The 21919-nt window shown below is 68.0% G+C and carries 19 protein-coding genes; 8 read left to right on the top strand and 11 right to left on the bottom strand.

What is annotated here, in order from left to right; all coding sequences use genetic code 11:
* Positions 1 to 101: 101 nt before the first annotated feature.
* Both ABH900_RS00650 and ABH900_RS00645 read left to right on the top strand, forming a co-directional pair.
* Positions 102 to 2420 carry a TonB-dependent receptor gene (locus tag ABH900_RS00650; RefSeq protein ID WP_429620295.1) on the top strand — a complete coding sequence of 773 codons (2319 nt, stop codon included), beginning with the start codon at positions 102 to 104 and terminating at the stop codon, positions 2418 to 2420.
* A gap of 21 nt (positions 2421 to 2441) precedes the next feature.
* The gene (locus ABH900_RS00645) at positions 2442 to 3902 is read left to right on the top strand and encodes an esterase-like activity of phytase family protein (RefSeq protein ID WP_429620293.1); all 1461 of its coding nucleotides are present in this window, start codon (positions 2442 to 2444) and stop codon (positions 3900 to 3902) included.
* A gap of 83 nt (positions 3903 to 3985) precedes the next feature.
* Here ABH900_RS00645 and ABH900_RS00640 read toward each other — a convergent pair whose 3' ends face one another.
* The 9 genes from ABH900_RS00640 to ABH900_RS00600 all read right to left on the bottom strand — a co-directional run bounded on the left by ABH900_RS00640 (position 3986) and on the right by ABH900_RS00600 (position 15108).
* Positions 3986 to 4744, bottom strand: coding sequence for a 2,3-dihydro-2,3-dihydroxybenzoate dehydrogenase (locus ABH900_RS00640; protein ID WP_429620291.1), 759 nt, complete (start codon positions 4742 to 4744; stop codon positions 3986 to 3988).
* Complete coding sequence (locus ABH900_RS00635) at positions 4735 to 8631, bottom strand: amino acid adenylation domain-containing protein (RefSeq protein ID WP_429620289.1); 3897 nt, start codon at positions 8629 to 8631, stop codon at positions 4735 to 4737. Before ABH900_RS00635 ends, ABH900_RS00640 begins: the two co-directional genes overlap by 10 nt.
* Positions 8628 to 8885, bottom strand: coding sequence for a phosphopantetheine-binding protein (locus tag ABH900_RS00630; RefSeq protein ID WP_429620287.1), 258 nt, complete (start codon positions 8883 to 8885; stop codon positions 8628 to 8630). The genes ABH900_RS00635 and ABH900_RS00630 overlap by 4 nt, the downstream gene beginning before the upstream one ends.
* Positions 8885 to 9517, bottom strand: a complete 633-nt coding sequence (locus tag ABH900_RS00625) for an isochorismatase family protein (protein WP_429620285.1) — start codon at positions 9515 to 9517, stop codon at positions 8885 to 8887. The genes ABH900_RS00630 and ABH900_RS00625 overlap by 1 nt, the downstream gene beginning before the upstream one ends.
* On the bottom strand, positions 9517 to 11169 hold the full coding sequence (locus tag ABH900_RS00620; RefSeq protein ID WP_429620283.1) for a (2,3-dihydroxybenzoyl)adenylate synthase: 1653 nt from the start codon (positions 11167 to 11169) through the stop codon (positions 9517 to 9519). Before ABH900_RS00620 ends, ABH900_RS00625 begins: the two co-directional genes overlap by 1 nt.
* Positions 11166 to 12359 (bottom strand): isochorismate synthase, encoded by a 1194-nt coding sequence (locus ABH900_RS00615; protein ID WP_429620281.1) that lies wholly within the window; start codon positions 12357 to 12359, stop codon positions 11166 to 11168. The genes ABH900_RS00620 and ABH900_RS00615 overlap by 4 nt, the downstream gene beginning before the upstream one ends.
* Positions 12356 to 13552, bottom strand: coding sequence for an MFS transporter (locus tag ABH900_RS00610; RefSeq protein ID WP_429620279.1), 1197 nt, complete (start codon positions 13550 to 13552; stop codon positions 12356 to 12358). Before ABH900_RS00610 ends, ABH900_RS00615 begins: the two co-directional genes overlap by 4 nt.
* 151 nt (positions 13553 to 13703) lie before the next feature.
* Positions 13704 to 14048 carry a DUF3817 domain-containing protein gene (locus tag ABH900_RS00605; RefSeq protein ID WP_429620277.1) on the bottom strand — a complete coding sequence of 115 codons (345 nt, stop codon included), beginning with the start codon at positions 14046 to 14048 and terminating at the stop codon, positions 13704 to 13706.
* 124 nt (positions 14049 to 14172) lie between these two features.
* Entirely contained in the window at positions 14173 to 15108 is a 936-nt protein-coding gene (locus tag ABH900_RS00600; protein ID WP_429620276.1) for a TIGR03571 family LLM class oxidoreductase, read from the bottom strand.
* A 66-nt stretch (positions 15109 to 15174) separates the two neighbouring features.
* Between ABH900_RS00600 and ABH900_RS00595 the strand changes: the two genes are divergently transcribed.
* Positions 15175 to 15627 (top strand): GNAT family N-acetyltransferase, encoded by a 453-nt coding sequence (locus tag ABH900_RS00595; protein ID WP_429620274.1) that lies wholly within the window; start codon positions 15175 to 15177, stop codon positions 15625 to 15627.
* 15 nt (positions 15628 to 15642) lie between these two features.
* On the opposite strand, the gene ABH900_RS00590 is transcribed toward ABH900_RS00595, so the two are convergent.
* A complete protein-coding gene (locus ABH900_RS00590) occupies positions 15643 to 16404 on the bottom strand; it encodes an SDR family NAD(P)-dependent oxidoreductase (protein ID WP_429620272.1) in 762 nt (253 codons plus the stop codon).
* 38 nt (positions 16405 to 16442) lie between these two features.
* On the opposite strand from ABH900_RS00590, the gene ABH900_RS00585 reads away from it, so the two are divergent.
* The 5 genes from ABH900_RS00585 (at position 16443) to ABH900_RS00565 (ending at position 20762) form a co-directional block, all read left to right on the top strand.
* Positions 16443 to 17417 (top strand): LysR family transcriptional regulator, encoded by a 975-nt coding sequence (locus ABH900_RS00585; protein WP_429620270.1) that lies wholly within the window; start codon positions 16443 to 16445, stop codon positions 17415 to 17417.
* Between the two features lie 106 nt (positions 17418 to 17523).
* Positions 17524 to 19047 (top strand): thioredoxin family protein, encoded by a 1524-nt coding sequence (locus ABH900_RS00580; protein WP_429620269.1) that lies wholly within the window; start codon positions 17524 to 17526, stop codon positions 19045 to 19047.
* Positions 19048 to 19225: 178 nt separating this feature from the next.
* Positions 19226 to 19855: a superoxide dismutase gene (locus tag ABH900_RS00575; RefSeq protein ID WP_429620267.1), complete on the top strand. Its 630-nt coding sequence runs from the start codon at positions 19226 to 19228 to the stop codon at positions 19853 to 19855.
* The gene (locus ABH900_RS00570) at positions 19852 to 20430 is read left to right on the top strand and encodes a flavin reductase family protein (RefSeq protein WP_429620265.1); all 579 of its coding nucleotides are present in this window, start codon (positions 19852 to 19854) and stop codon (positions 20428 to 20430) included. The genes ABH900_RS00575 and ABH900_RS00570 overlap by 4 nt, the downstream gene beginning before the upstream one ends.
* Complete coding sequence (locus ABH900_RS00565; protein ID WP_429620263.1) at positions 20427 to 20762, top strand: tetratricopeptide repeat protein; 336 nt, start codon at positions 20427 to 20429, stop codon at positions 20760 to 20762. Before ABH900_RS00570 ends, ABH900_RS00565 begins: the two co-directional genes overlap by 4 nt.
* A 5-nt stretch (positions 20763 to 20767) precedes the next feature.
* Here the strand turns inward: ABH900_RS00565 and ABH900_RS00560 are convergent, their stop codons facing one another.
* Positions 20768 to 21916 carry a fatty acid desaturase family protein gene (locus ABH900_RS00560; RefSeq protein WP_429620261.1) on the bottom strand — a complete coding sequence of 383 codons (1149 nt, stop codon included), beginning with the start codon at positions 21914 to 21916 and terminating at the stop codon, positions 20768 to 20770.
* Positions 21917 to 21919: the final 3 nt, after the last annotated feature.

Below are 21919 nucleotides of genomic sequence, written 5' to 3'. Positions count from 1 at the left end.
CGGCGCCTGCGGCGCTCGCGGTCGCATCGGTAGTCTCCCCTTTTGAACTCCATGGGCTCCGCCTGCGCGTGGTGGCTCGTGCCTGCCTGAGTGTCTGCATCATGACGAAGACTTTGTTGGCCGCCGCGCTGTCCATCGCGCTGGCTCCTGCGGCTTGGGCGCAGGATGCTGCCCCGACCTCCGGCGGCGCGTCCGCTACCGACCTCGACGCGGTTTCGGTGATCGGCAGCGGCGAAGCGCGCCAGGTGCAGCGCATCACCCGCGAGAACCTCGACATCCTGCCGCCGGGCACCAGCCTGCAGAAGACCCTGAACCTCCTGCCGGGCGTCAATGCGCAGTCGGCCGACGCGCTGGGTACCAATGAGCAGTCGATGACACTCAGCCTGCGTGGCTTCAACTCTACGCGCCTTGGTTACACCCTGGACGGCGTACCGCTGGGCGATGGCGCATACAACAACTACAACGGCCTGACCATCAACCGTGCGCTGATCAGTGAGAACATGGCCGGCGCCGAACTGGCGGTGGGCATCGGCAGCCTCGGCACGCCCTCCACCAGCAATCTCGGCGGCACGATCTCCTACACCTCCGACCGCCCGGCACAGGAACTCGGCGGCCGCGTGGTGCAGACTTTCGGCAGCGATGCCAACCGCCGCACCTTCGTGCGCGTGGACAGCGGCGAATACAACGGCTTCTCCGGCTACGTCTCCGGCATGAACGCCGTCTCGGACCTGTGGAACGACCAGAGCGCCTACAACCAGTCCACCACCAGGCAGTTCAATGCCAAGGGCGTGTGGAACTTCGGTCGCGGCCAGATCACCGGTTTCGTCGATACCTCGCGCACTACCCAGGCCGACTATTTCTATCTGTCCAAGGACGAGATGGCACGTGGGCTCGGTTGGGACTGGGGCGGCTACGCGCCTGACTGGAACAAGGCCGTGGCCAAGGCCTACTGCAACACCGCCAGCTTCAACGCGAAGAAGTGCGACAGCAGCGGCCCGGACAAGGACGCCGACGGCGCCTTCACCGCTGGCCAGATCCTGCGCGACGACAACCTGTACTACCTGGCCGGCGACTTCTTCCTGGCCGATGGCTTCAGCCTGCGCGCGCTGGCCTACCACCACGATGACCGCGGGGAAGGCCACAACTGGAACAGCGGCGCGTGGTCGAACAAGGGCACCGCGCAGGAAATCCCGATCATCTTCCGCAACACCATCTACACCATCGACCGCGACGGCGGCACGCTGTCGTTCGATTGGGAGCTGGGCGCGCACCGCATCGAAGGCGGCGTCTGGTACGAGCGCAACACCAGCAGCGCCGAGCGCTACCAGACGGCAGTGGACGGCCCACGCGACCTGAGCGGCATGAACACCCTGCCCTCCGATGTCGGCGTGTTCGCCCAGCGCACGCGCTGGAAGACCCATCAGTTTTTCCTGAAGGACACCTGGCGCCTGCTCGACGACCGCCTGACCCTGGAATTCGGCGCCAAGAGCCCGCACGCCACCTCCGACGCGCAGGCGATGCCGGGCGACGCGAAGACACCGATCTCGCCGAGCTCGAACAACCAGTTCGCCACCGGCTCGCTGAAGGCCAGCAAGAATTTCCTGCCGAGCATCGGTGCCAACTTCCGTCTGGCTGAGCATCACGAGATCTTTGCCAGCTACGCCGAGAACATCGCCATGTTCCAGGGCGGCTTCAAGCTTGGCCCGCAGGCGGTCAGCCAGGCTACCTGGAACGCACAGGCCGATCTGAAGCCGGAAGAATCGCGCTCGCTGGAGGCTGGCTACCGCTTTGTCACCGACACCCTGCAGGCCTCGATCGCGGCGTACAGCGTGCGCTTCGACAACCGCCTGCTGCAGTACAACCCCTGCGACTCGCGGCAGGCGGTCGGACCCACCTGCGGCAACCGCTTCTACAACGTGGGCGGCGTCGACAGCCGTGGCGCCGAGCTGACCGTGCTGTGGACCCCGAACGAACACTTCAGCTGGTACACCTCGGCCTCGCTGAACCGCTCGACCTATGCGTCCAATTACGTGCAGGCCGGCGTCGAGCAGCAGATCAAGGGCAAGATCCAGACCGACACGCCCAAGCAGCTGCTGGCCACCGAGATCACCTGGCGCGACAACGGCTGGTTCGCCAGCCTGCGCGGCAAGTACACCGGCGAGCGCTTCTATACCTATACCAATGACCAGGGCTTCGGTGGCTTCACCGTGTTCGATCTGGCCGGCGGCTACGACTTCGGCCAGGTCAGCTTTGCCAAGGGTGTGCGCCTGTCGTTCAACGTGACCAACCTGACCAACAAGCGCTACGCCAGCAACCTGGACTCGAGCGTGTTCGCACCCAGCGACCCGGCCGGCAAGCTGTATGTGTTCCATGCATCGGCACCGCGGCAGGTGTTCGGTACCATCGACCTTCGCTTCTGATCGACCGCCCGGAGTCCACCGATGCTCGCTACCGCCCTGCTGCTGGCTACCCTTTCCGCCAGCGGCTACTCCGCGCCGCATGAGGCTGCCGGCGCGCCGCCGCGTGCCCTGCAGCTGGGCGGCCGTACCTATGTGGACAAGGGCCTGGTCGCGGCCGGGCGCCTGTCGGCGGGCACGGTGGACTTCCTCGGCGACACGCTGGGCTCGTTCTCCTCACTGGCGGTGCAACCCGGCACCTGGCAGCGCACTGCCAAGGGCTACGAAGGCGTGCTGTGGACCCTGCCCGACCGCGGTCGCAATGATCCCGAGGCCGGCCTGTTCTACGACTATGCCGGCCGCGTCGAGCGCATGCGGTTGCGCATCGAGACCGCACTGGGCAAGCCCGGGAAGCTCGGTACGCTGACCATGGTGCCGGACAAGGGCCTGGTGCTGAAGGACTTCAACGGCCAGCCGTTCACCGGTGCCGACCCGGGCGACCACACCCTCACCCAGCGCAACGTGGTGCTACCCTCTCCGGCCAGCGGTGCCGGCGCGGGCAAGGTCTCGCTGGATGCCGAGTCGCTGCAGTTCACCACCGATGGCCATTTCTACATCGGCGATGAGTACACCGCCAACGTCTACTACTTCGACCCGCAGGGCCACCTGCAGGGCGTGATCGTGGCACCGCCGGCGATCCGGCCGCAACGCGATGGCAAACCCGCCTTCGGTTCACTGATGGCGCCGCAGACCGGGCGCCGCAACAACCAGGGCGTGGAGGGCATGGGTCTGTCGCCCGACGGTACGCGCCTGTTCGTGGCATTGCAGAGCGCCACGCTGCAGGACAGTGCACAGGGGAATGCAGCGGGCCGCATCAACACCCGTGTGCTGGTCTACGACGTGACGGCTTCGGCCACGCCACAGCAGCCGATCGGCCATTACGTGATGGCGCTACCGGCTTATGCGCACGACGGCAAGGGCAAGCTGGACCGCACCGCCGCGCAGAGCGAACTGCGGGCGTTGGATGCGAGCCGCTTTCTGCTTCTGGCCCGCGATGGCAATGGCCTGGGCAAGGACGGTGACGATCCGATCGTCTACAAGTCGGTGCTGCTGGTGGATCTGACCGACGCCACCAACCTGGCTGGAAGCCGCTATGAAACCGGCACAACGTCAGTGCTGGCCGACCCGGTAGATACTGCGTTGAAAGCAGACATCACGCCTGCGCGCAGCGACGAGCTGCTGAACCTGCTGGACCGCCCGCAGCTGGCCCGTGCGGGTCTGGATCTGGACACAAAGCGTGGCCCGCATGACGGCCTGCTGTCGGAGAAGTGGGAGGCCATGGATGTACTCCCGGCGCTGGACCCGCAGCATCCGAACGACGTGCTGCTGCTGATCGGCAACGACAACGACTTCATCGCCCGCCATTGCCGCATGCAGGGCGAGGTCTGCGACAGCCCGTACGACAATGACAACCGCGTGCTGGTGTACCGCCTGACCCTGCCTTGAAGCACCGCCGCGCCTGGCTCGGCGCTACCGAACGAATCCGATGCTTCCTGTAGAGCCGAGCATGGGCTCGGCTCTACAGAACCTCAGCCACGCAGGGTGGCGCCGCCGTCCACGTACAGGTCGCTCATCGCCACGTGCCCAGCCTGCTCGGACAGCAGGAACATCACCGAGTGAGCGATGTCGTCGGGGGTCGCCAGCTTGCGCAATGGAATGCCGGCCTTGTAGGTCTCCAGGTTGCCGGCGATTACCCGCTCGGCACCGTGCTCGTCCTGCCACATGCCGGTCTGCATCGGGGTCAGCGTAGAACCCGGGGCCACGATGTTGCAACGGATGCCCAGCGGCGCCAGCTCCAGCCCGAGGCAGCGGGTGAACATCGTGGCAGCGGCCTTGGAAGCGGCATACGCCGCCATGCCGTGCCGCGGCACGCCGGCAGCGTTCGAACTGACGGTGACCATCGCGCCCAGGCTGCGCGGTGACATCACCCGCGCGAGCGCACGCCCGACATGGAACACCCCGTCGGCATTGACCGCGAAGACCCGGCGCCAGTCGGCATCGGTGGTCTCGGTGACGCCCCCTGCATGCAGCACGCCGGCGACGCTGGCGGCCAGCGCGATCGGTCCGATATCAGACTCCACCCGATCCACCAGCGCCTCCACGGCTGCGCTGTCGGTCACGTCGAGTGCGAACGCCTGCACCCGCGTATCGGCCACGCGTGGCACCTCGCGATCAGTCGCTACGACCATGCACCCTGCCTCGGCCAGCAGCCGTACCAGTGCCTCGCCGATGCCGCCGGAGGCGCCCGTGACCAACGCCACGCGGCCTTCAAAACCGCTCAACTGCATGTTGCGATCTCCTCTTGCTCATCCCATTGACGCAGGCGCTCCGACAACCATGGCGCCAGCTGCGCCACCGCATCGCGGCCGGTCAGCTCGGCGTGCAGGAACGGCAGTTCCAGCGCCTGGACCGTGCGCGCATGTGCCCGCCACAACGCCGACTGCAGCTGCGGCCGCGCCTGGTGATCCCGACCAGCGCGCACATGCACCAGCGTGCCATCGAACGGCCGGTGGTGATGTTCGCGGATCAGCCGATTGGTGCCGGTCACCGCGCGCACCACGCCATCAAGCACGACATCGGGCAAGCTGCCCAGCGCACTGCCGCCGCGACGCAGGAAGGCCAGGATACGTTCGCGACTGTCCAGTTCCGGATGCGCATCCGGGTCGTGCCCTGCGATGGCCAGCAGCGCACGCAGCGCAGCAATCGGGTCCGGTTCCGGCTCGGCCCGCCAGCACTCGCTCGGATAGGCGTCCAGCAACACCAGCTCACCCACTTCGCGCCCAATTTCATGCAGGCGAACCGCCATGGCCTGGGCCAGGATGCCACCCACCGACCACCCCAGCAGGTGCACCGGCCCCTGTGGCTGCAATGCGGCCACGCGCTGCACGTAGTCGTTGGCCATCGCTTCAATGCACGAAGGCAGCGGCTGGCGCGTATCCAGCGCAGGCGACTGCAGGCCATACACCGCGCGTGCGGGCTGCAGGGCGCGCGCCAGCGTGCGGTAGTTCCAGGCAATGCCGCCGGCCGGGTGCAGCACGAACAGCGGCGATGGCTGCGCTGCACCCGTCGTGGCCAGCGCGATCACCGGGCCCAGCGCATGGTCGGCCGGTGCCGGGGGCTGCGCAATGCGCGCGGCAAGTCCAGCCACCGTCGGCTGCGCAAACACCGCGCCCAGGCCCAGTTCGCAACGCCAACGCTGCTCGATGGCCAAGAGTAGATGCACGGCCGACAGCGAGTCACCGCCGAGGCTGAAGAAGTCCGCATCTACCGCCACCGATGCCGTGCGGCCCAGGGCCTGTGCGAACAGCGCCGCGAGCTCCTGCTCCAGGGGGGTGCGTGCGGCCAGGCCGGCCATCTCCTGCTGCGGCGGCTTGGGCAATGCGTCGCGATCCAGTTTGCCGTTGGCGGTCACCGGCCAGCGATCCACGCCGACGAAGACCGCAGGTACCATGTAGTCGGGGACGCGCGTGGCCAGATGGCTGCGCAGCACCGCAGCATCGGCCAATGCGGAAGGCACGTAGGCCACCAGCCGCGCATCACCCGGCCGATCGTGGCGCAGCAACACCTCCACACGCTCCATGCCGGGCAGCTCGCGCAATGCCACTTCGATCTCGCCCAGCTCGATGCGCAACCCGCGCAGCTTCACCTGGTGGTCGCTGCGGCCGAGGTACTCGACGGCGCCGTCGGCACGCCAGCGCGCCACATCGCCGGTGCGGTAGATGCGTTCACCCGGCAGGAACGGGTCGGCCAGGAAGCGCTCGGCGGTCAGGTCATCACGGCCGAGATAGCCACGTGCCAGCTGTACGCCGCCCAGGTACAGATCACCGGCCACGCCAACCGGCAGCGGCTGCATCCCGGCGTCGAGCACATACAGCCGGGTGTTCCAGACCGGGAAGCCGATCGGTACCGGACGCGAGGTGTCATCGGCCGACGCCGGCCAGTAGCTGACGTCCACCGCGGCCTCGGTCGGCCCATACAGGTTGTGCAACTCGGCCTGCACGCGTGCATGGAAGCGGTCGCGAAGCGAGGCGTCCAGCGCTTCGCCGCTGGTGAACACCCGGCGCAGCATCAGCCCGTGCGACGCCGGCGCGGCGAGGAACGCATCGAGCATCGACGGCACGAAGTGCGCGGTGGTGACGGCGTGCGCATGGACCAGACGTGCCAGCTCGCTGGGATCGCGATGCGCGTCGGGGCCGGCAATCACCAGCGTGGCCCCGCACAACAGCGGCAGGAAGAACTCCCAGACCGAAACATCGAAGGTCGCTGGCGTCTTCTGCAGCACCCGGTCATCGGCGCCAAAACCATAGTGCCCGCGCATCCAGAGCAGCCGGTTGACGATGGCGCGGTGCTCGATCAATACGCCCTTGGGCTCACCGGTGGAGCCTGATGTATAGATCACATAGGCCGCATCGCTGGGCGCCGGATCGGCCCACGGCGCAGCGAAACTGAGTGCGGTCCATTGATCGGGCGCCAGCACCGGCACTCCACCCAGGCGCCCCTGCACCTCGGCCGCTGCCAACACGCATACCGGCTGCGCCGAAGCGATGATGCGCGCCAGCCGCTCATCGGGGTGCGCCAGATCCAACGGCAGATAGGCGGCACCGGCACGCAACACTGCGACCAGCGCGATCACCAGCTCCAGCGAACGCGGCAACGCCACCGCCACCACGCTGCCGGGACCAGCCCCCATCGAACGCAGCTGTGCCGCCAACGCGAACGTGCGCGCCTCCAGCGTCGCGTAGTCCAGTGCGATTTCGCCGAACACCAGCGCAGTGGCCTGCGGGTCGCGGTCGATACCCTGCTGCAGCAGTTCAACCAACGTGGTATCTGGCAATGCATGCGCTTTGGCGTTGAAGCCGTGTACCACCTGCTGCGCTTCCGCGGCAGTGGCCAGCGGCACCTGTGCAATGTCCTGGGCGTCCACTGCGGCCGATACGAAATGCAGCAGGCGCTGGGCGTGCGCCTGCACGTCTTCGCGACGGTACAACGCCGGATTGGCCTCGATTTCCAGATCCAGCAGATGCTCCCCATCGCCGCGGAAGCCCAGCGTCAGATCATCCACCGGCCCGGTGCACAATACCTCCAGCGTGGCCTGCACTCCCGGCAACATCATGGGTCTGTAGAACGGCTGCACATTCACCATCGGCCCGTGCAGGCGCTGCTGTGCGCCCACCAGGCCGAGATCACGGCGCAGCTGCTCACCCCGGTAGCGGCCATGCTTTCGCCCCTGGCTGAGCAGTCGGCCCAACCCGCGGGTGAACGCCTCGACGCTGACGCTGCCCTCGCCCGCCGCAACACGCAGGGGCAGCACATTCATCACCATCGCCGGAACGCGCGCCGACGCGTTGCCGAGTCGGCCCATGTAAGGCACACCCAGCACCACTTCGTCGGCCGCGCTCATCCGGCGCAGATACTCGGCTGCCAGCGCTGTCAGCACGTCCGGCCACGGTTGCAGCCAGCGCACCGAAGCCTGCAGCAAGCGCTCGCGGAATCCTGCATCAAGCGGCTGTATCCAGCGCAGCGCGTCATCGCTGGCCGGCAGTGTGCCGGCCAGGCCGGCGGCCGCCGGTGCTCCCTGCATCCGCTCGCGCCACCACTGGCCGGCCTGCTCGCGCCGGGGATCGGCGCGGTACGCGGCATCGTCGGCCAGCACGCCCGCCAAGGCGGGCAGCGCGTCCCCACTACGCCCGGCATACAGGGCGCAGACGCGGTCACTGAACAACGCCATGCCATAGCCATCGGCGGCCAGGTGATGCACGCGCACGTACCAGACCCAACGCTGACCGCCCAGCGCGAACAACACCTGCTGGCTGATCCGGTCGCGGGTCGGGTCGACCGCGCTGAGCCGGTCGGCCTGCATCAGCACCCGCGCCGCAGCATCCGGGTCTGCGTCGCTGGACACATCACGCAACGACAGCAGCGGCACGTGTGCCGGGTCGTGCCATTGCAACGGCTGGCCGTCCGCGCCCTCGGCGAAACGCAGCGCAAATGCCTGCGCCTCGGCCGCGGCCTGGTTGGCCGCTGCCGTGAAGGCTGCAACGTCCAACGGCCCCTCGATCCACACCGCGTGCGCGGTATTGAAGGACGGATTTCCCGGTGCCAGGCGCTGGGCGAACCACAGCCCGGTCTGGGCCTCGGTCAATGCCACCGGCGTGGCCAGCGCGGCGGCGTTCATGCGGTACGTACGGCCTGCAGTGCCTGTACCACGCCCCACCACTGGCGCAGCGTGGTGTGCTCGGCCAACTGCGAGAACTCCAGCGGTAACCCGGTATTGCCCCACGCCAGCACCAGGCCGAGCATGCGCATCGAGTCCAGGTCCAGGTCCATCAGGTTATCGTCATCTCCAATTTCTTCCGGAGCGCACTCCAGCACCCGCGCCACATCGGCACGCATGCGCTCCAGGTCCAGCGCGTCAGCGTTCGTTTCCATCACAGCACCTCAAGCAGCTGGTCGGTCGTCATCGGCACGCCACAGGTCCGCGCGATCCAGCGCAGTGCCTGCTCGTGGTCCTCACGCGAAAAATCGGCCACGGCATCGGCGGCGATGAACGCCTCGATATCTCGCTGGAACGCCTCGACCAGGGTGGCGGTGCAACCAATGTGTGCGTACACGCCGGTCACCAGCAGCTGGTCACGGCCACGCACGCGCATCAGCGTTTCCAGGTTGCTGCGCTGGAACGCGCTGTAGCGGTGCTTCACCAGCACATGCTCACCCGGCTGCGGCGCGAGCACTTCGATGATCGGTTCGTGGTCGGCGCTGCGGCGCATGCCCGGTCCCCATAGATCGGCCTGCAGGCCACGGTCGCGGCGATCCTGGTCACCGTGCTGGGCGGTGTAGAACACCGGAATATCGTGTGCACGGCAGTGCGCCAGCAGGCGCACGATGTTGTCCACCGCTGGACGCAGCGGCGTGCTGCCGGCGTCGAACGCGGCCAGGAAGTAGCGCTGCATGTCATGCACCAGCAGCGCGATGCGATCGCGCTGCGGGCGCCATGGGCCACGTGGCTGCGGCAGCTCGGCGGCGGTCGGCAAGGGATAATCGGTGATACGGGGCAGCGCCATCAGCGCGTTCCTCCTGTCTGTTGCAGATGACGCGCGCGCAGCTGCGCACGCAGTTCGCGGCGGCTGATCTTGCCGACCGCTGTGGTATCGAAACTATCAACGAATACGACCTGGTCAGGCACCTTGAAGGCCGCCAGGCCACGCTCTCGCATCCACGCCTTCAATGCGGGCGCCTTGAATGGTTCGCCCTGTGCGATCACGAAAGCGCAGCTGCGCTCGCCAAGATAGTCGTCTGGAATGGACACGACTGCAGCGTCGAACACGCCCGGATGGGCCAGCAGATGATCTTCGATCTCTTCGGCCGAAATCTTCTCGCCCGCGCGGTTGATATGGTCGCCGGCGCGCCCCTGCACCACCAGGTAGCCACCGGGCAGCTGCTGCACGCGATCGCCGGTGCGATAGAAGCCGTCATCGGTGAACGAGCGTGCGTTGGCGGCCGCATCGTTATGGTAGCCACGGATGGTGTACGGGCCACGGGTCAGCAGATGCCCCACTTCGCCCTCGGTCACCAGCCGGTCGTGGTCATCGACCACCCGCACCTCATCATCCGGGCTGATCGGCCGGCCCTGGCAGGCCACGATCAGCGCTTCCGGATCGTCCAGGCGGGTGTAGTTGACCAGGCCCTCGGCCATGCCGAAGACCTGCTGCAACGTGCAGCCGAGACCGTCGATCACCCGTCGCGCCGCCTCCGGCACCAGCTTGGCGCCGCCCACCTGCAGCACCTGCAGGCTGGACAGGTCATGCTTGCTGGTTGCAGCGGCCTGCGCCCACAGCAATGCCAGCGGCGGCACCAGCCCGCAGCAGGTCACCCGCTCGCGGGCGATCAGCGGGAATGCGGCGTCCGGGCCGGGGCCCGGGCTGAGCACCACGCGCGCACCGGCGTACAGTGCGCCGAAGAAGCCCGGCGAGCTCATCGGAAAATTGTGCGCGGCGGGCAGCGCCACCAGGTACACACTGTCGCGGTCGATGCCGCAGATCGCATTGCTGGCGCGGAACGAATAGATGTAATCGTCGTGCGTACGCGGAATCAGCTTGGACAGGCCGGTGCTGCCACCGGAAATCTGCAGGAACGCCACCGACTGCGGGTCCGGGTCGGCCGGCAGCTGGCTGCGGTCGCCCTGCAGCGCATTCAGGGCGATGAACTCCGCCGCGTCACCCTCGATCACCACCTCGCGCACCGCGGGCACCTCGGCCTGCAGCGCGCGCGCCAGCCCACGATGATCGAACCCGTCGTGCAGATCGGTGGTGACGTAGGCGCTGGCCTCGGCCTTGCGGGCAAAGTGCACCAGCTCGGTGATGCGGTGCGCAGGCAGCGCGTACACCGGCACCAGGCCGGCGCGGAACAGCCCACAGATGGTGGCAATGAAACCTGCCGTGTTGCCCAGTTGCACCAGCACCCGCTCACCGGGCTGCAGCCCACGTTCAAGCAGGCCAGCGCCGATGCGCCCGGCTTCATGCCACAACTGCGCGTAGCTCAACCGGACATCACCGGCGACCACCGCGATGTCATCGGCATAGCATTCGGCACGCTCGCGCAGGAAGGCCGGGAACGTCTCGCCCCGCCAGTAGCCGGCCGCGCGGTAGCGCGCGACCAGCGCGTCAGGCCAGGCCTGCTGCAGTGGCAGGCGGCAGGATGTCGTTGGAGTCGTCATGCTGCAGGCTCGATGGCAGGCGCGGGCTCATGCACTCCCAGCGCGTTCAACAGGGCAGCGAACTTCGCGGCGGTTTCGGCCACCTCGGCTTCCGGTTGCGAGTCGGCCACGATGCCGGCGCCGGCATACAGGCGCAGGTGCGCGCCCTGCAGGCGTGCGCAGCGGATCGCCACGTACCAGTCGCCGTCCCCCTGGGCATCGAGCCAGCCCACGGCACCGGCATAGAAGCCGCGCGGTACCGGCTCCAGTTCACGGATGCGCTGCAGCGCCGACAGCCGCGGCGTACCACAGACCGCGGGTGTGGGATGCAGCGTCGCCAGCAGCTCCGCGGCCGACGTGGCCGGGTCTTTCAGCGTGGCATGGATACGCGTACCGAGGTGCCACATGCTGGCAGTGGCGTGCAGCGCCGGGCGCGGCTGCGCATCGATATGGCTGCAGTACGGGGCCAGGCCAGCAACGATGGCTTCGACCACGTGACGGTGCTCGTCGTGGTCCTTGCTCGAGGCCAGCAGCGACTGCGCGGCACGTTCGTCGACGATCGCGTCAGCGCTGCGCCGCGCCGAGCCGGCCAGCGGATGCGACAGCAGCTGCGCACCACGCTTGCGCAGCAGCAGTTCGGGGGTCGCGCCGATCAGCCAGGCCGGTGCCTGCCCCAGTTCGACCGGCAACGGCACGGCGTAGGTCGCCACCGATGGATCGGCTGCCAGCCGTGCCAGCAGCACCTCCGGCGACAGCGCAGCCTGCGTGCGTGCCAACAGGCTGCGCGCCAGCACCACCTTGTGCAGGTCCTGCTCGGGCGCGCGCAGCGCCTGTACTGCGGCGGAGACCGCAGCGGCATAGTCCTGTGCCGCCGGCTCGGCCTGCAGTGCGCCGTCCAGCGGCGGTGCCGCCTGCGGCTGCAGCGGCAATGGCGGCAGCAGGCGCTCGGGCTGGTACAGCGCGTCATCAGCGCGTGGTTCAAACGGCACCGCCCCGACCAGCAGGCCAGGGCCACCGCGCTGCTGCGCGAAGAACGCCGCCACGCGCTCTGCAAGTGTCGCCAGCGCACCGGCCGGCAGCATCGCGCGGCATCCACGGGCATGTACATGCTGGCCGGCATGCTGCAACAGGAACAGCGAGGCGTCGTCGGTAGCCTCCAGGGGCGATGGCGCAGCCTCCGGCCACACGCCCTGCATCAGGGAATCGTTCATGGGGTCTCCTTCATGCGATGGGCCGCGGCCAGCGCGCACAGCAACAGCAGCAGCGCGCCCACCAGCAGGTATGGCAGGCTCGGCCCGCCGCGATACAACAGCGTGCCGAGCATCGGTCCGGCCACCATGCCCAGGCCCTGCGCCGCCGCCGCCGTGCCGGCGGCAGCACCCTGTTCCTGCGCCTGCACTGCATCGGCGGCCAGCGCCTGGAACGAGGGAAATACAAACCCCATGCCGAATGCCGCCAGTGCGTAGGCGGCGGGCAGTTGCCAGGCCTGTTGCACACCTGCCACCGAAGCAAAGCCGATGCCGGAGATCAACGCGCCTAGCATGATCCAGCGCCGCGGATGCACCTCCAGCTTCATCACCAGTACCTGCGCCAGGATCAGGCCGACGCCGACCGCAGTGAGCGCGATGCCCGCCATGCGTGCACCAGCTGCGGCGTCGAGGCCGAGGCGGTCGATCGCAAAGAAGCCGACCGTAACCTGGGCGATGGTCACCGACACCATCGCGATGAACGCCGCCAGCTGTGGCAGGCGCAAGCGCGGATCGAGGCGGCTCATGGATGGGCGGCGCGGCGCGGACGCGCCGACCACCGGTTCGGTGGCCGGCAGCCGCCAGGCCAGCAGGGCCAGGGCCAGAAGGGGCAGCAGCGCCGCCACGTACAACGCCAGCGACAGATTGGTATAGGCCAGCCAACCGGCGGCGGCCGGGCCCAGCACCATCCCCAGTGCATTGGCACTGCCCAGTCGGGCAAGGAACTGGGCGCGCTGCCCGGGCGGTGCCTTGTCGGCGATCAGTGCTGCCGCGGTGGGCGGAACAGCGGCGTAGAACAGGCCGATCAGCCCACGCGCACCCACCAGCACCAGCACCGACACCAGCACCGGCGGGACCACCTGCAAGGCCACGTCGATGAACACCGCCAACGCGATGTAGACCACGGTGTAGGCGCTCATCGCCAGCATCAGCACGCGCTTGCGGCCGATGCGATCACTTAGTTGGCCCCACGGGCGCGCGGCCAGCATCCACAGCACGCCGGCAGCGGTGACCGACAGGCCGGCATGCCATTCGGACAGCCCGAGCAAACGGACCACCGGGCCGATCACGGCAACAAACGACATCATTGCCATGGTGCCGATCAGGGCTGCCAACACCAGCGCCGGCAAGCCGGGAACGACGGGACGTGCGTGCATGGAACACCAGCCGTAACAGGAAAGGATCACCGGGCGCTGCTGCACCCGGTCCGGCATCCGCCCTGGTCAGGACTGGACACCACCCTTAAATGATAACGGCTCTTATTTGCATTTGATACCCATTCTCTTGAATGGGCATGCAACAGTGACCTCAGCGCGTTGCACGCAGACCCAGCAGGCCACGGCGCTTGAACCACCACTCCAGCGGCAGGGTCACCAGGGGCGGGATGGCCGCCAGCAGCGCCATTGCGCTCGCCCACCACGGCCAACGCAGGCGGACCGCAGCAAACAGGGTCACCGCTACGTAGACCAGGAAGGCCAGGCCGTGCAGCGGCCCGAACAGCTTCACCAGCGCCAAGTTGGCCATCGGGCCGTACTTCATCCACATGCCGATCAGCAGGCCGGCCCAGGTGATGGCCTCGATGAAGGCAACCGCGGCGAACAAGCGCCCGGTCGGGTGCAGCGGGGAACGTTGGGTCACGCGGGGCTCCGGCATCGGGATATCAAATGCGAATGATACGCAGATGCAAGGCGTGTGTAGAGTCGAGCGCTGCCCGGCTGCTTTTGCTCGAAGGAAGAATCGACCGCAACGACAGCCTCGTGTCCACCAAGGTGGACACCTACCGAAGCGTATGCGGCAGCACGTGCTCGCCGATCTCGCGCAGCACCTCGTCCACTGCCCGCCCGTTGTCGACCAGGTTGAACATCACATGCGCCACGCCCTGCGCGTGAACGCGCTGCAGGTAGTCGCGCAGCCCATCGCGGCCGACCTTCAGGCCCAGCGGCAGCGGCTGCGGCGGCGCCGACGGGTCGCGCTGCAGATCCAGTTGCATCGACTGCACGAACGGCTTGGCTGATCCACCGCGTTGCACCAACGCCTGTTGCCAGAGCCCGATGCGCCCCTCCTGCGCGGTCTCCTCGCGATGATAGGTGGCCCAGCCCTCGGCCTCGCGCGCGATCCACTGCAGGCTCTGCCGCGCGGTGCCCACCACCAGCATCGGAATGCGTGCAGCCGGCGCCGGCAGCACGTCGAAGCCGCCGGTGGCCTGCCGTACCGCAGCACGCGCGTCGGCATCGGGAGACAGCGCCGCGCGCAGCAGTGACCATCGCTCACGGAACGTCGCTGCCCTGCCCTCAAGATCCTCGCCGAATGCAGCAAACTCCTCCGGGCGGTCGCCCGAGCCCAGGCCCAGCACGAAGCGCCCGTTGCTGATCCGGTCCAGGCTCAACGCCGACTTCGCCACCTGCAACGGCTGCCGCAACGGCAGCACGATGGCCGCGCTGCCGACCGCGATGCGCTCGGTTGCCGCCGCCAGCATGCCCAGCCACAGGAACGGATCATCCAGCGCACTGGCGGTCGCGTCCGGCCCCTGCGGCACCATGAGCGGCACGTCGCGCGTCCACAGCGCGGCGAAGCCAAGGTCATCGGCCAGCCGCGCGATGCGTCGTGCCGCATGCGGATCGGCCAATCCCCGCGCCGCCGCCGGCGTCATCAGGCCCAGGCTCAGGCGCTGCTTCGGAAACACCAACGCGTGTGCAGCATTGAATTCACTCATGCCGACAGCTTAGCGTGCAGGACCGCGGCGTCGATGACGCACCGCCCGCCACAGGAAGAACACTGCATGCCGAGGATCCGCCCCGCCCACGCCGATGACCTGCCCGCAATCAGTGCGGTGTGCCTGGCCGCTTTCAACGCAGCGGTCGCGCCATCACTCAGCGAGGCCGGCATCGCCACCTTCGGCAGCGTCGCGGCCGCCGATGCGTTCGGTGCGCGCCTGCAAGGCGACAACCTCATCCTGGTGGCCGAGCACGAGGCGCGCATCGTCGGCGTGGTCGAACTGAAGGAAGGCCGGCATCTGGCGATGCTGTTCGTCGATCCCGCGTGCCAGGGCCAGGGCATCGGTCACGCGCTGTTCGAGGCGGTGCTTCCGCAGGTGCGCGATCCGGTATTGACCGTGCGCGCTTCGCTCAATGCCGTAGCCACCTACCAGCGCTACGGCTTCGCGCTGGACGGCGACGTCGGTGAGTTCAATGGCTTGGTCTACCAGCCCCTCGCCTACGCCGCGCCATCGTGACCGTGAGCGCGGCGATCAGACGAACATGCCGCCGGAGGCCTCCACGCGCTGGCCATTGACCCAGCCCGTGGACGGCGACAGCAGCGCCACCATCACCGGGCCGATGTCATCGGGCCGGCCGGCGCGGCCCAACGCAGTGATCGAGGACACCATCGCATTGACCTGGGCATCGTCGCGTACCCGGCCTCCGCCGAAGTCGGTCTCGATCGCACCCGGCGCCAGCGTATTGGCACTGATCCCGCGCGCACCCAGCTCCTTGGCCAGGTAACGGGTGAACACTTCAATGCCGCCCTTCATCATCGCGTAGGCCGAACTGCCCGGCAGCGAGAAGCGCGCCAGGCCGCTGGACACGTTGAGGATGCGGCCGCCATCGGCGATCAGCGGCAGCAACGCCTGGGTCAGGAAGTATGGCCCCTTCAGATGCACGGCCACGGCATGGTCGAACTGCGCTTCGGTGGTATCGGCAATGGATGAGTACAGCCCCTCGCCGGCATTGTTCATCAGCCCCTGCAGCGTATCGGTGCCCCACGATCGCAGGGCGTCGCGCAGGCGGGCGGCAAATTCGGGAAACGCGGCACTGTCGGCCACGTCCAGCGACAGCGCCTGTGCACGACGGCCGAGCGCCTGTACCTGCTGCACGACCTCGGCCGCCGCCTCGGCCTGCGCGCGATAGGTGATCACGATATCGGCACCGTCGGCGGCCAGCGCCAGCGCGGCATTGCGGCCGAGGCCACGGCTGCCGCCGGTGATGAGGACAACGCGGGAAGAAGCAGTCATGGCCAGGCACCTGGAAAGGAGAAGGTGCGGCCAGAGTATTGGGATTGCCGGCGCGCATAAATCGCGCGATGCTGATTTTACTGTTCAATCCCTGCGAACAATCCATGGATCGTCTCGACACTCTGCGGGTCTTCCTGCGCGTCACCGAACTGGGCTCCTTCACCCGTGCGGCAGACGGCCTGGGCCTGCCCAAGGCCAGCGTGTCGCAGGCGATCGCCCGGCTGGAGGCCGATCTGGGCACTCAACTGCTGCACCGGACCACCCGGCGCGTCCACCTCACCGCTGACGGCGCACAGCTGCAGCAACGTGCGCACGACCTGCTGGACGACATGGACGAACTGCAGAACCTGTTCAGGCGCCAGCCAAGCGAACTGAGCGGGCGCCTGCGGGTGGACATGCCAGGAGGCATGGCCCGCAACGTTGTGATCCCGCAGCTTCCCACCTTCCTGGCCCTGCACCCGGGGCTGGAGATTGAACTGAGTGCGACCGACCGGCGCGTGGACGTGGTGCGCGAGGGCTTCGACTGCGTGCTGCGCGTGGGCACCCTGGACGACAGCAGCCTGGTCGCCCGTTCGCTCGGACAGATGCGCATCGTCAACGTGGCAAGCCCCGGCTACCTGGCCGCGCACGGCGTGCCCGGGGTGCTCGCCGACCTGGACCAGCACGCGCTGGTGCATTACGTCGGCACGCTCGGCCAGCGCTCACCCGGTTTCGAATACTTCGATGGCCAGCGCTACCGCAGCTGGCCGATGCGCGGCGCGCTGACTGTCAACAGTGCCGATGGCTACAGCGCCGCCGCGCTGGCCGGGCTGGGCATCATCCAGGTACCGGAACTGGGCGCACGCGAAGCGCTGCGCAACGGCAGCCTGGTGGAAGTGCTGCCCGACTGCGTGGCCGAGCCGATGCCGGTCAACCTCGTCTATGCTCAACGCCGTCACCTGCCCCGCCGCGTCGAAGCCTTCATGACCTGGCTGGCCGGCCTGCTGGCGGCGGAGATGCAGCGCCCGCGCTGAGCGCACCGCAGCGCACATATGCCGCTCTTCGCGCCGCTCATGAGCAAACTGCATCAGCGCCGGCAGCCGGCCTTCCTACAATGCCGGCTTACCCCGCCTTTCCGAGATGCTGCCGATGCGCGCTGCCCTTCCCCTGTTGCTGCTGGCCACCGCGCTGAGCGCCTGCTCCCCGGCCCAGGCCCCGCTCGCCACGGCCAAGGCCGCCGAGGCCGCACCGGCCACGGCCATCGCCTGGCGCCAGGGCGACGTCGATGATGCGTTCACCGAGGCAGTCGAGAGTGGCAAGCCCGTGCTGCTGTACTGGGGCGCGGTATGGTGCCCGCCGTGCAACCAGCTCAAAGCCGGCCTGTTCAAGGATCCGGCCTTCATCGCGCTGACCGGCAAGTTCGTGCCGGTCTATCTGGACGGCGACGAGGAAGGCGCACAAGCCTGGGGCGAGCGCTTCGGCGTGCGCGGCTATCCGACCCTGATCGTGCTCGACCCGCAGCGCAATGAAATCACCCGCGTGGCCGGTGGCAACGACGCCGCCGAATTGACCCGTGTACTGACCGTGGCCGCCAACCGCCGCAGTGCGGTCGCCGCCACGCTGGCCACTGCATTGGCTACGCCCGCCAAACTGGGCGCCGAGGACTGGCAGGTGCTCGGTGACTACGGCTGGGAAGTGGATGCCAACCGCCTGGCCGGTGAGCGCAAGAGCGCCGATGTGCTGCGCCAGCTTTCCAGGGCGGCACCGGACGCGGCACTGCAGCGGCGCTTCACCCTGCTGGCCCTGGCCACCACCGAACATTCCAGCGCCTCGCCCACGGAGGTACGCGAGCTGCTGCAGGCGGTGCTGGCACACCCGGCCGAAGTACGTCGCAACCGCGAACTGCTCGGCTATGCCGGCGCTCAACTGGTCAAGCAGGCCAGCGCCGGCCCCGCCACCAGCAATACGCTGGGCCAGCAGCTGCTGGTGGCACTGGAGCGCGCCGATGCCGAGCGTGGCGATCGCGCCGACGATGCGCTGTCGCGTGCATTGACCGAAGTATCCCTCGCACGCCAGCAGCAACCCAAGGGTGCATTGCCTGACGCGCTGGTGGCGCGGGTCAGGCAGCGCGTGGCCGCCGCCGATTCCGCCGCCAGCGATGCGCATGCGCGCCAGGCCACGATCAGCAGCGCGGTGTATGCCCTGCGCCAGGTGGGCGACGATGCCGGTGCGGAAGCATTACTGCTGGCCGAGTTGAAGCGCAGCGAGCAGCCGTACTACTACATGCCCGAGCTGGCGGAGCTGGCCGAGCAGCGCGGCGACACTGCCGGTGCACTGGAATGGCTCAAGCGCGCCTACGACGGCGCACAAGGCCCGGCCACTCGCGTGCAGTGGGGCGTGCTGTACGTGGAAGGCCTACTGCGGCTGGCTCCGGATGATGCACCGCGCATCGAGCAGGCCACCACCTCGCTGATCGCCGAACTGGATGCGCAGCCGTCGGGCTATCACCAGCGCACCCGGCAGCGCTTCGAGCGCCTGGCGGGGCAGCTGAAGGCGTGGAGCGGCAAGCACCAGGGCGCCGAGACGCTGGCGCGATTGCAGCAGCGGATGCAGCAGGCCTGCGGCGACCAGGTGGATGGGGCGTGCAAGGAGTGGCTGAGCTGAGATCCAGTAGTGCCAGCCCATGGCTGGCAGCTTCATGCACTTCGGGCTGCCAGCCATGGGCTGGCACTACGGAACACGCCCATGCCTGACGCGCCTCTTGACCTCAACCCATGTTGAGGTGCGATAACGATCTCCGCAACGGCCAGCTCCCCTGGCCTTCCCCACGGAGATCGCTTCGATGTCGTACTCGCTTCCCCCGCTCCCCTACGCCTACGACGCCCTCGAGCCGCATTTCGATGCGCGCACGATGGAGATCCACCACAGCAAGCACCACCAGACCTACGTCAACAATCTCAATGCCGCCGTCGAGCAGGCGGGGCTGGCGGCGCAACCGGTGGAAGCGCTGATCGCCCAGCTCGATGCCGTGCCTGAAGCGCAGCGTGGTGCAGTCCGCAACAATGGCGGTGGCCACGCCAACCACAGCCTGTTCTGGACCGTGCTCAGCGCCGATGGCGGCGCACCCGATGACGACCTTGCCGCAGCGATCGACCGCGATCTCGGCGGTTTCGATGCGTTCAAGGACGCCTTCACCAAGGCTGCGCAGACCCGCTTCGGCAGCGGCTGGGCCTGGCTGACCAGCGATCGCGAGGGTCGCCTCCTGGTCGAGAGCAGCGCCAACCAGGACAGTCCGCTGATGGGCGCGGCAGCCGGCCTGTCCGGCAATACCCCGATCCTGGCGCTGGATGTCTGGGAGCATGCCTACTACCTGCACTACCAGAACCGCCGCCCGGACTACATCGGCGCGTTCTTCAACCTCATCAACTGGGCCGAGGTCGGCCGGCGCTACCGCCAGGCCAGGGCCTCATGAACGGCGAGACGCTGCCCTATGCCGGGCCGTGGGCGGGGGTCTTCCCCGCCCCGGCCCCGGTACCGTCGGTCGAGATGCCCCCGCGCGCGCTGCGGCGGCTGCTTGGCCATTTCCCGACCGGCGTGGCCATCGTCTGCGCGCGCGATGCGCAGGGCGAACCGGTGGGCCTCACCATCAATTCATTCGTGCCGGTCTCGCTGCAACCCCCGCTGGTACTGTGGAACCTGGCGCTGCACGCGCAGAGCCTGTCCACGTTCCAGCGCACCACCCGCTTTGCGATCAGCGTGTTGTCCGCCGACCAGGAAGCGCTGGCACGGCGTTTCGCCGATCCACAGGTACGCAACCGATTCGATGGCCTGCCGCTACTGGAGGACGACGAAGACGCCCCCCCGCGCATCGCCGGTGCGGTGGCCCACCTCACCTGCACCCGCCACGCACAGTGGCCGGTCGGCGATCACCTGCTGCTGGCCGGGCGCATCATCGAGGTCAACGAGAATGGCGGTGCGCCGCTGCTGTTCCATCGCGGCCGGTTCCAGCCGGGGCCCGCCGAGCTGCTGGTGGAGGTGCGGCCATGAACATCGAGGCGCTGGAACACATGCTCGCCGCCGGCAAGGACGGGGCACTACTGCGCTTCGGCCTGGGCAAGGGCTGGCTGGATGCGGGAAACCCGGTGCGCGCGGCCACTCACCTGGGGCGCTGCGTGGTCCTTGATCCGCAGTACTCGGCGGCGTGGAAGCTGCTGGGCAAGGCCTGGCTGGCCGGCGGCCAGCCGCAGGCGGCGCGCGAAGCATGGCAGCGTGGGCTGAGCGTGGCCGGCAGCAAGGGCGACCAGCAGGCTCGCAAGGAAATGCAGGTGTTCCTGCGACGCCTGGACCGCGAGCAGGCGGCCCTGGCGAAGGCCGGCTGAGTCGATCAGCTCGCGTTGGCCGATGCCGGTGCGGACATGATGTCCGCCATCGGCAGGCGGCGCGGCTTGCTCGGGAAGGCGTGACGCAGGATGCGCCAGACCACCTGGCCGAACTGGCGCGGCAGAGAACCGTTGTTGTAGTGCTGGCCGTAGCGGCGGCAGATGTCCTTCACTTCCTTGGCGATGGCCGCGTAGCGGTTGGCCGGCAGGTCCGGGTAGAAGTGGTGCTCGATCTGGTGGCTGAGGTTGCCCGACAGCACGTTGATCAGGAAGCCGCCGCTGATGTTGGACGAGCCGCGCAGCTGGCGCAGGTACCAGTGACCACGCGATTCATTGCGCAGGCACTCCTTCGGGAACGTCTCCGACTGGGCGGTGAAGTGGCCGCAGAAGATGATCACGTAGGTCCAGATGTTGCGCAGGCCGTTGGCCACCATGTTGCCCAGCACTACGGTCAGGAAGAACGGACCGGCCAGCAGCGGGAAGAACACGTAGTCCTTCAGCACCTGGCGGGCCATTTTGCGTGCCACCGGACGGGTCTGCAGCCACATCGCACGGGCACTCATGCGGCCCTTCAGCCAGCGGCCCAGGCGCAGGTCCTGCGCGGCCACGCCCCACTGGAACAGCAGCGCGAAGATCGGCGCGATGATCGGCTGCAGCAGGTAGAACGGCTTCCAGCGCTGCTCCGGGAAGATGCGCAGCAGGCCGTAGCCGATGTCATCGTCCATGCCACGCACGTTGGTGTAGGTGTGGTGGCGGAAGTTGTGGGTCTTGCGCCAGTTGTCGGCGGTGGCAACGATGTCCCACTCGTAGGTGTTGCCGTTGAGCTTGGGGTCGCCGGTCCAGTCGAACTGGCCGTGCATGACGTTGTGGCCGAGTTCCATGTTCTCCAGGATCTTCGACAGCGCCAGCAGCAGCGTGCCGGTGATCGCGGCCGGCCACAGCAGCGGCATCCAGAACAACGGCGAGAACGCCGCCAGGAACAGCAGTCCGCGGCCACCCACGCCGAACCAGCGCACGGCCGCGGCCACGCGGCGGATGTAACGGGTATCGGAGGCGCCGAGGCTGCCGATCACACGGTCGCGGATCGCGTCGAGTTCCTCACCGAAGGCATGCATCTCGGCAGTACTCAGGGCACGGTCGGTAGCGCGGGTCATGGC

Origin of the sequence: Stenotrophomonas sp. AN71, from assembly GCF_050435725.1 — a bacterium.
Taxonomy (GTDB): domain Bacteria; phylum Pseudomonadota; class Gammaproteobacteria; order Xanthomonadales; family Xanthomonadaceae; genus Stenotrophomonas.
The sequence above is the reverse complement of the archived record's forward strand: the minus strand, read 5'-3'. Positions and strand labels throughout refer to the sequence as shown.

Coding starts and splice junctions, on each gene's coding strand:
- ABH900_RS00595 (WP_429620274.1), top strand. CDS start 15,175: ATGCCGAGGATCCGCCCCGCCCACGCCGATGACCTGCCCGCAATCAGT.
- ABH900_RS00565 (WP_429620263.1), top strand. CDS start 20,427: ATGAACATCGAGGCGCTGGAACACATGCTCGCCGCCGGCAAGGACGGG.
- ABH900_RS00615 (WP_429620281.1), bottom strand. CDS start 12,359: ATGAACGATTCCCTGATGCAGGGCGTGTGGCCGGAGGCTGCGCCATCG.
- ABH900_RS00630 (WP_429620287.1), bottom strand. CDS start 8,885: ATGGAAACGAACGCTGACGCGCTGGACCTGGAGCGCATGCGTGCCGAT.
- ABH900_RS00625 (WP_429620285.1), bottom strand. CDS start 9,517: ATGGCGCTGCCCCGTATCACCGATTATCCCTTGCCGACCGCCGCCGAG.
- ABH900_RS00620 (WP_429620283.1), bottom strand. CDS start 11,169: ATGACGACTCCAACGACATCCTGCCGCCTGCCACTGCAGCAGGCCTGG.
- ABH900_RS00650 (WP_429620295.1), top strand. CDS start 102: ATGACGAAGACTTTGTTGGCCGCCGCGCTGTCCATCGCGCTGGCTCCT.
- ABH900_RS00570 (WP_429620265.1), top strand. CDS start 19,852: ATGAACGGCGAGACGCTGCCCTATGCCGGGCCGTGGGCGGGGGTCTTC.
- ABH900_RS00610 (WP_429620279.1), bottom strand. CDS start 13,552: ATGCACGCACGTCCCGTCGTTCCCGGCTTGCCGGCGCTGGTGTTGGCA.
- ABH900_RS00645 (WP_429620293.1), top strand. CDS start 2,442: ATGCTCGCTACCGCCCTGCTGCTGGCTACCCTTTCCGCCAGCGGCTAC.
- ABH900_RS00600 (WP_429620276.1), bottom strand. CDS start 15,108: ATGAGTGAATTCAATGCTGCACACGCGTTGGTGTTTCCGAAGCAGCGC.
- ABH900_RS00640 (WP_429620291.1), bottom strand. CDS start 4,744: ATGCAGTTGAGCGGTTTTGAAGGCCGCGTGGCGTTGGTCACGGGCGCC.
- ABH900_RS00605 (WP_429620277.1), bottom strand. CDS start 14,048: ATGCCGGAGCCCCGCGTGACCCAACGTTCCCCGCTGCACCCGACCGGG.
- ABH900_RS00580 (WP_429620269.1), top strand. CDS start 17,524: ATGCTGCCGATGCGCGCTGCCCTTCCCCTGTTGCTGCTGGCCACCGCG.
- ABH900_RS00575 (WP_429620267.1), top strand. CDS start 19,226: ATGTCGTACTCGCTTCCCCCGCTCCCCTACGCCTACGACGCCCTCGAG.
- ABH900_RS00590 (WP_429620272.1), bottom strand. CDS start 16,404: ATGACTGCTTCTTCCCGCGTTGTCCTCATCACCGGCGGCAGCCGTGGC.
- ABH900_RS00560 (WP_429620261.1), bottom strand. CDS start 21,916: ATGACCCGCGCTACCGACCGTGCCCTGAGTACTGCCGAGATGCATGCC.
- ABH900_RS00635 (WP_429620289.1), bottom strand. CDS start 8,631: ATGAACGCCGCCGCGCTGGCCACGCCGGTGGCATTGACCGAGGCCCAG.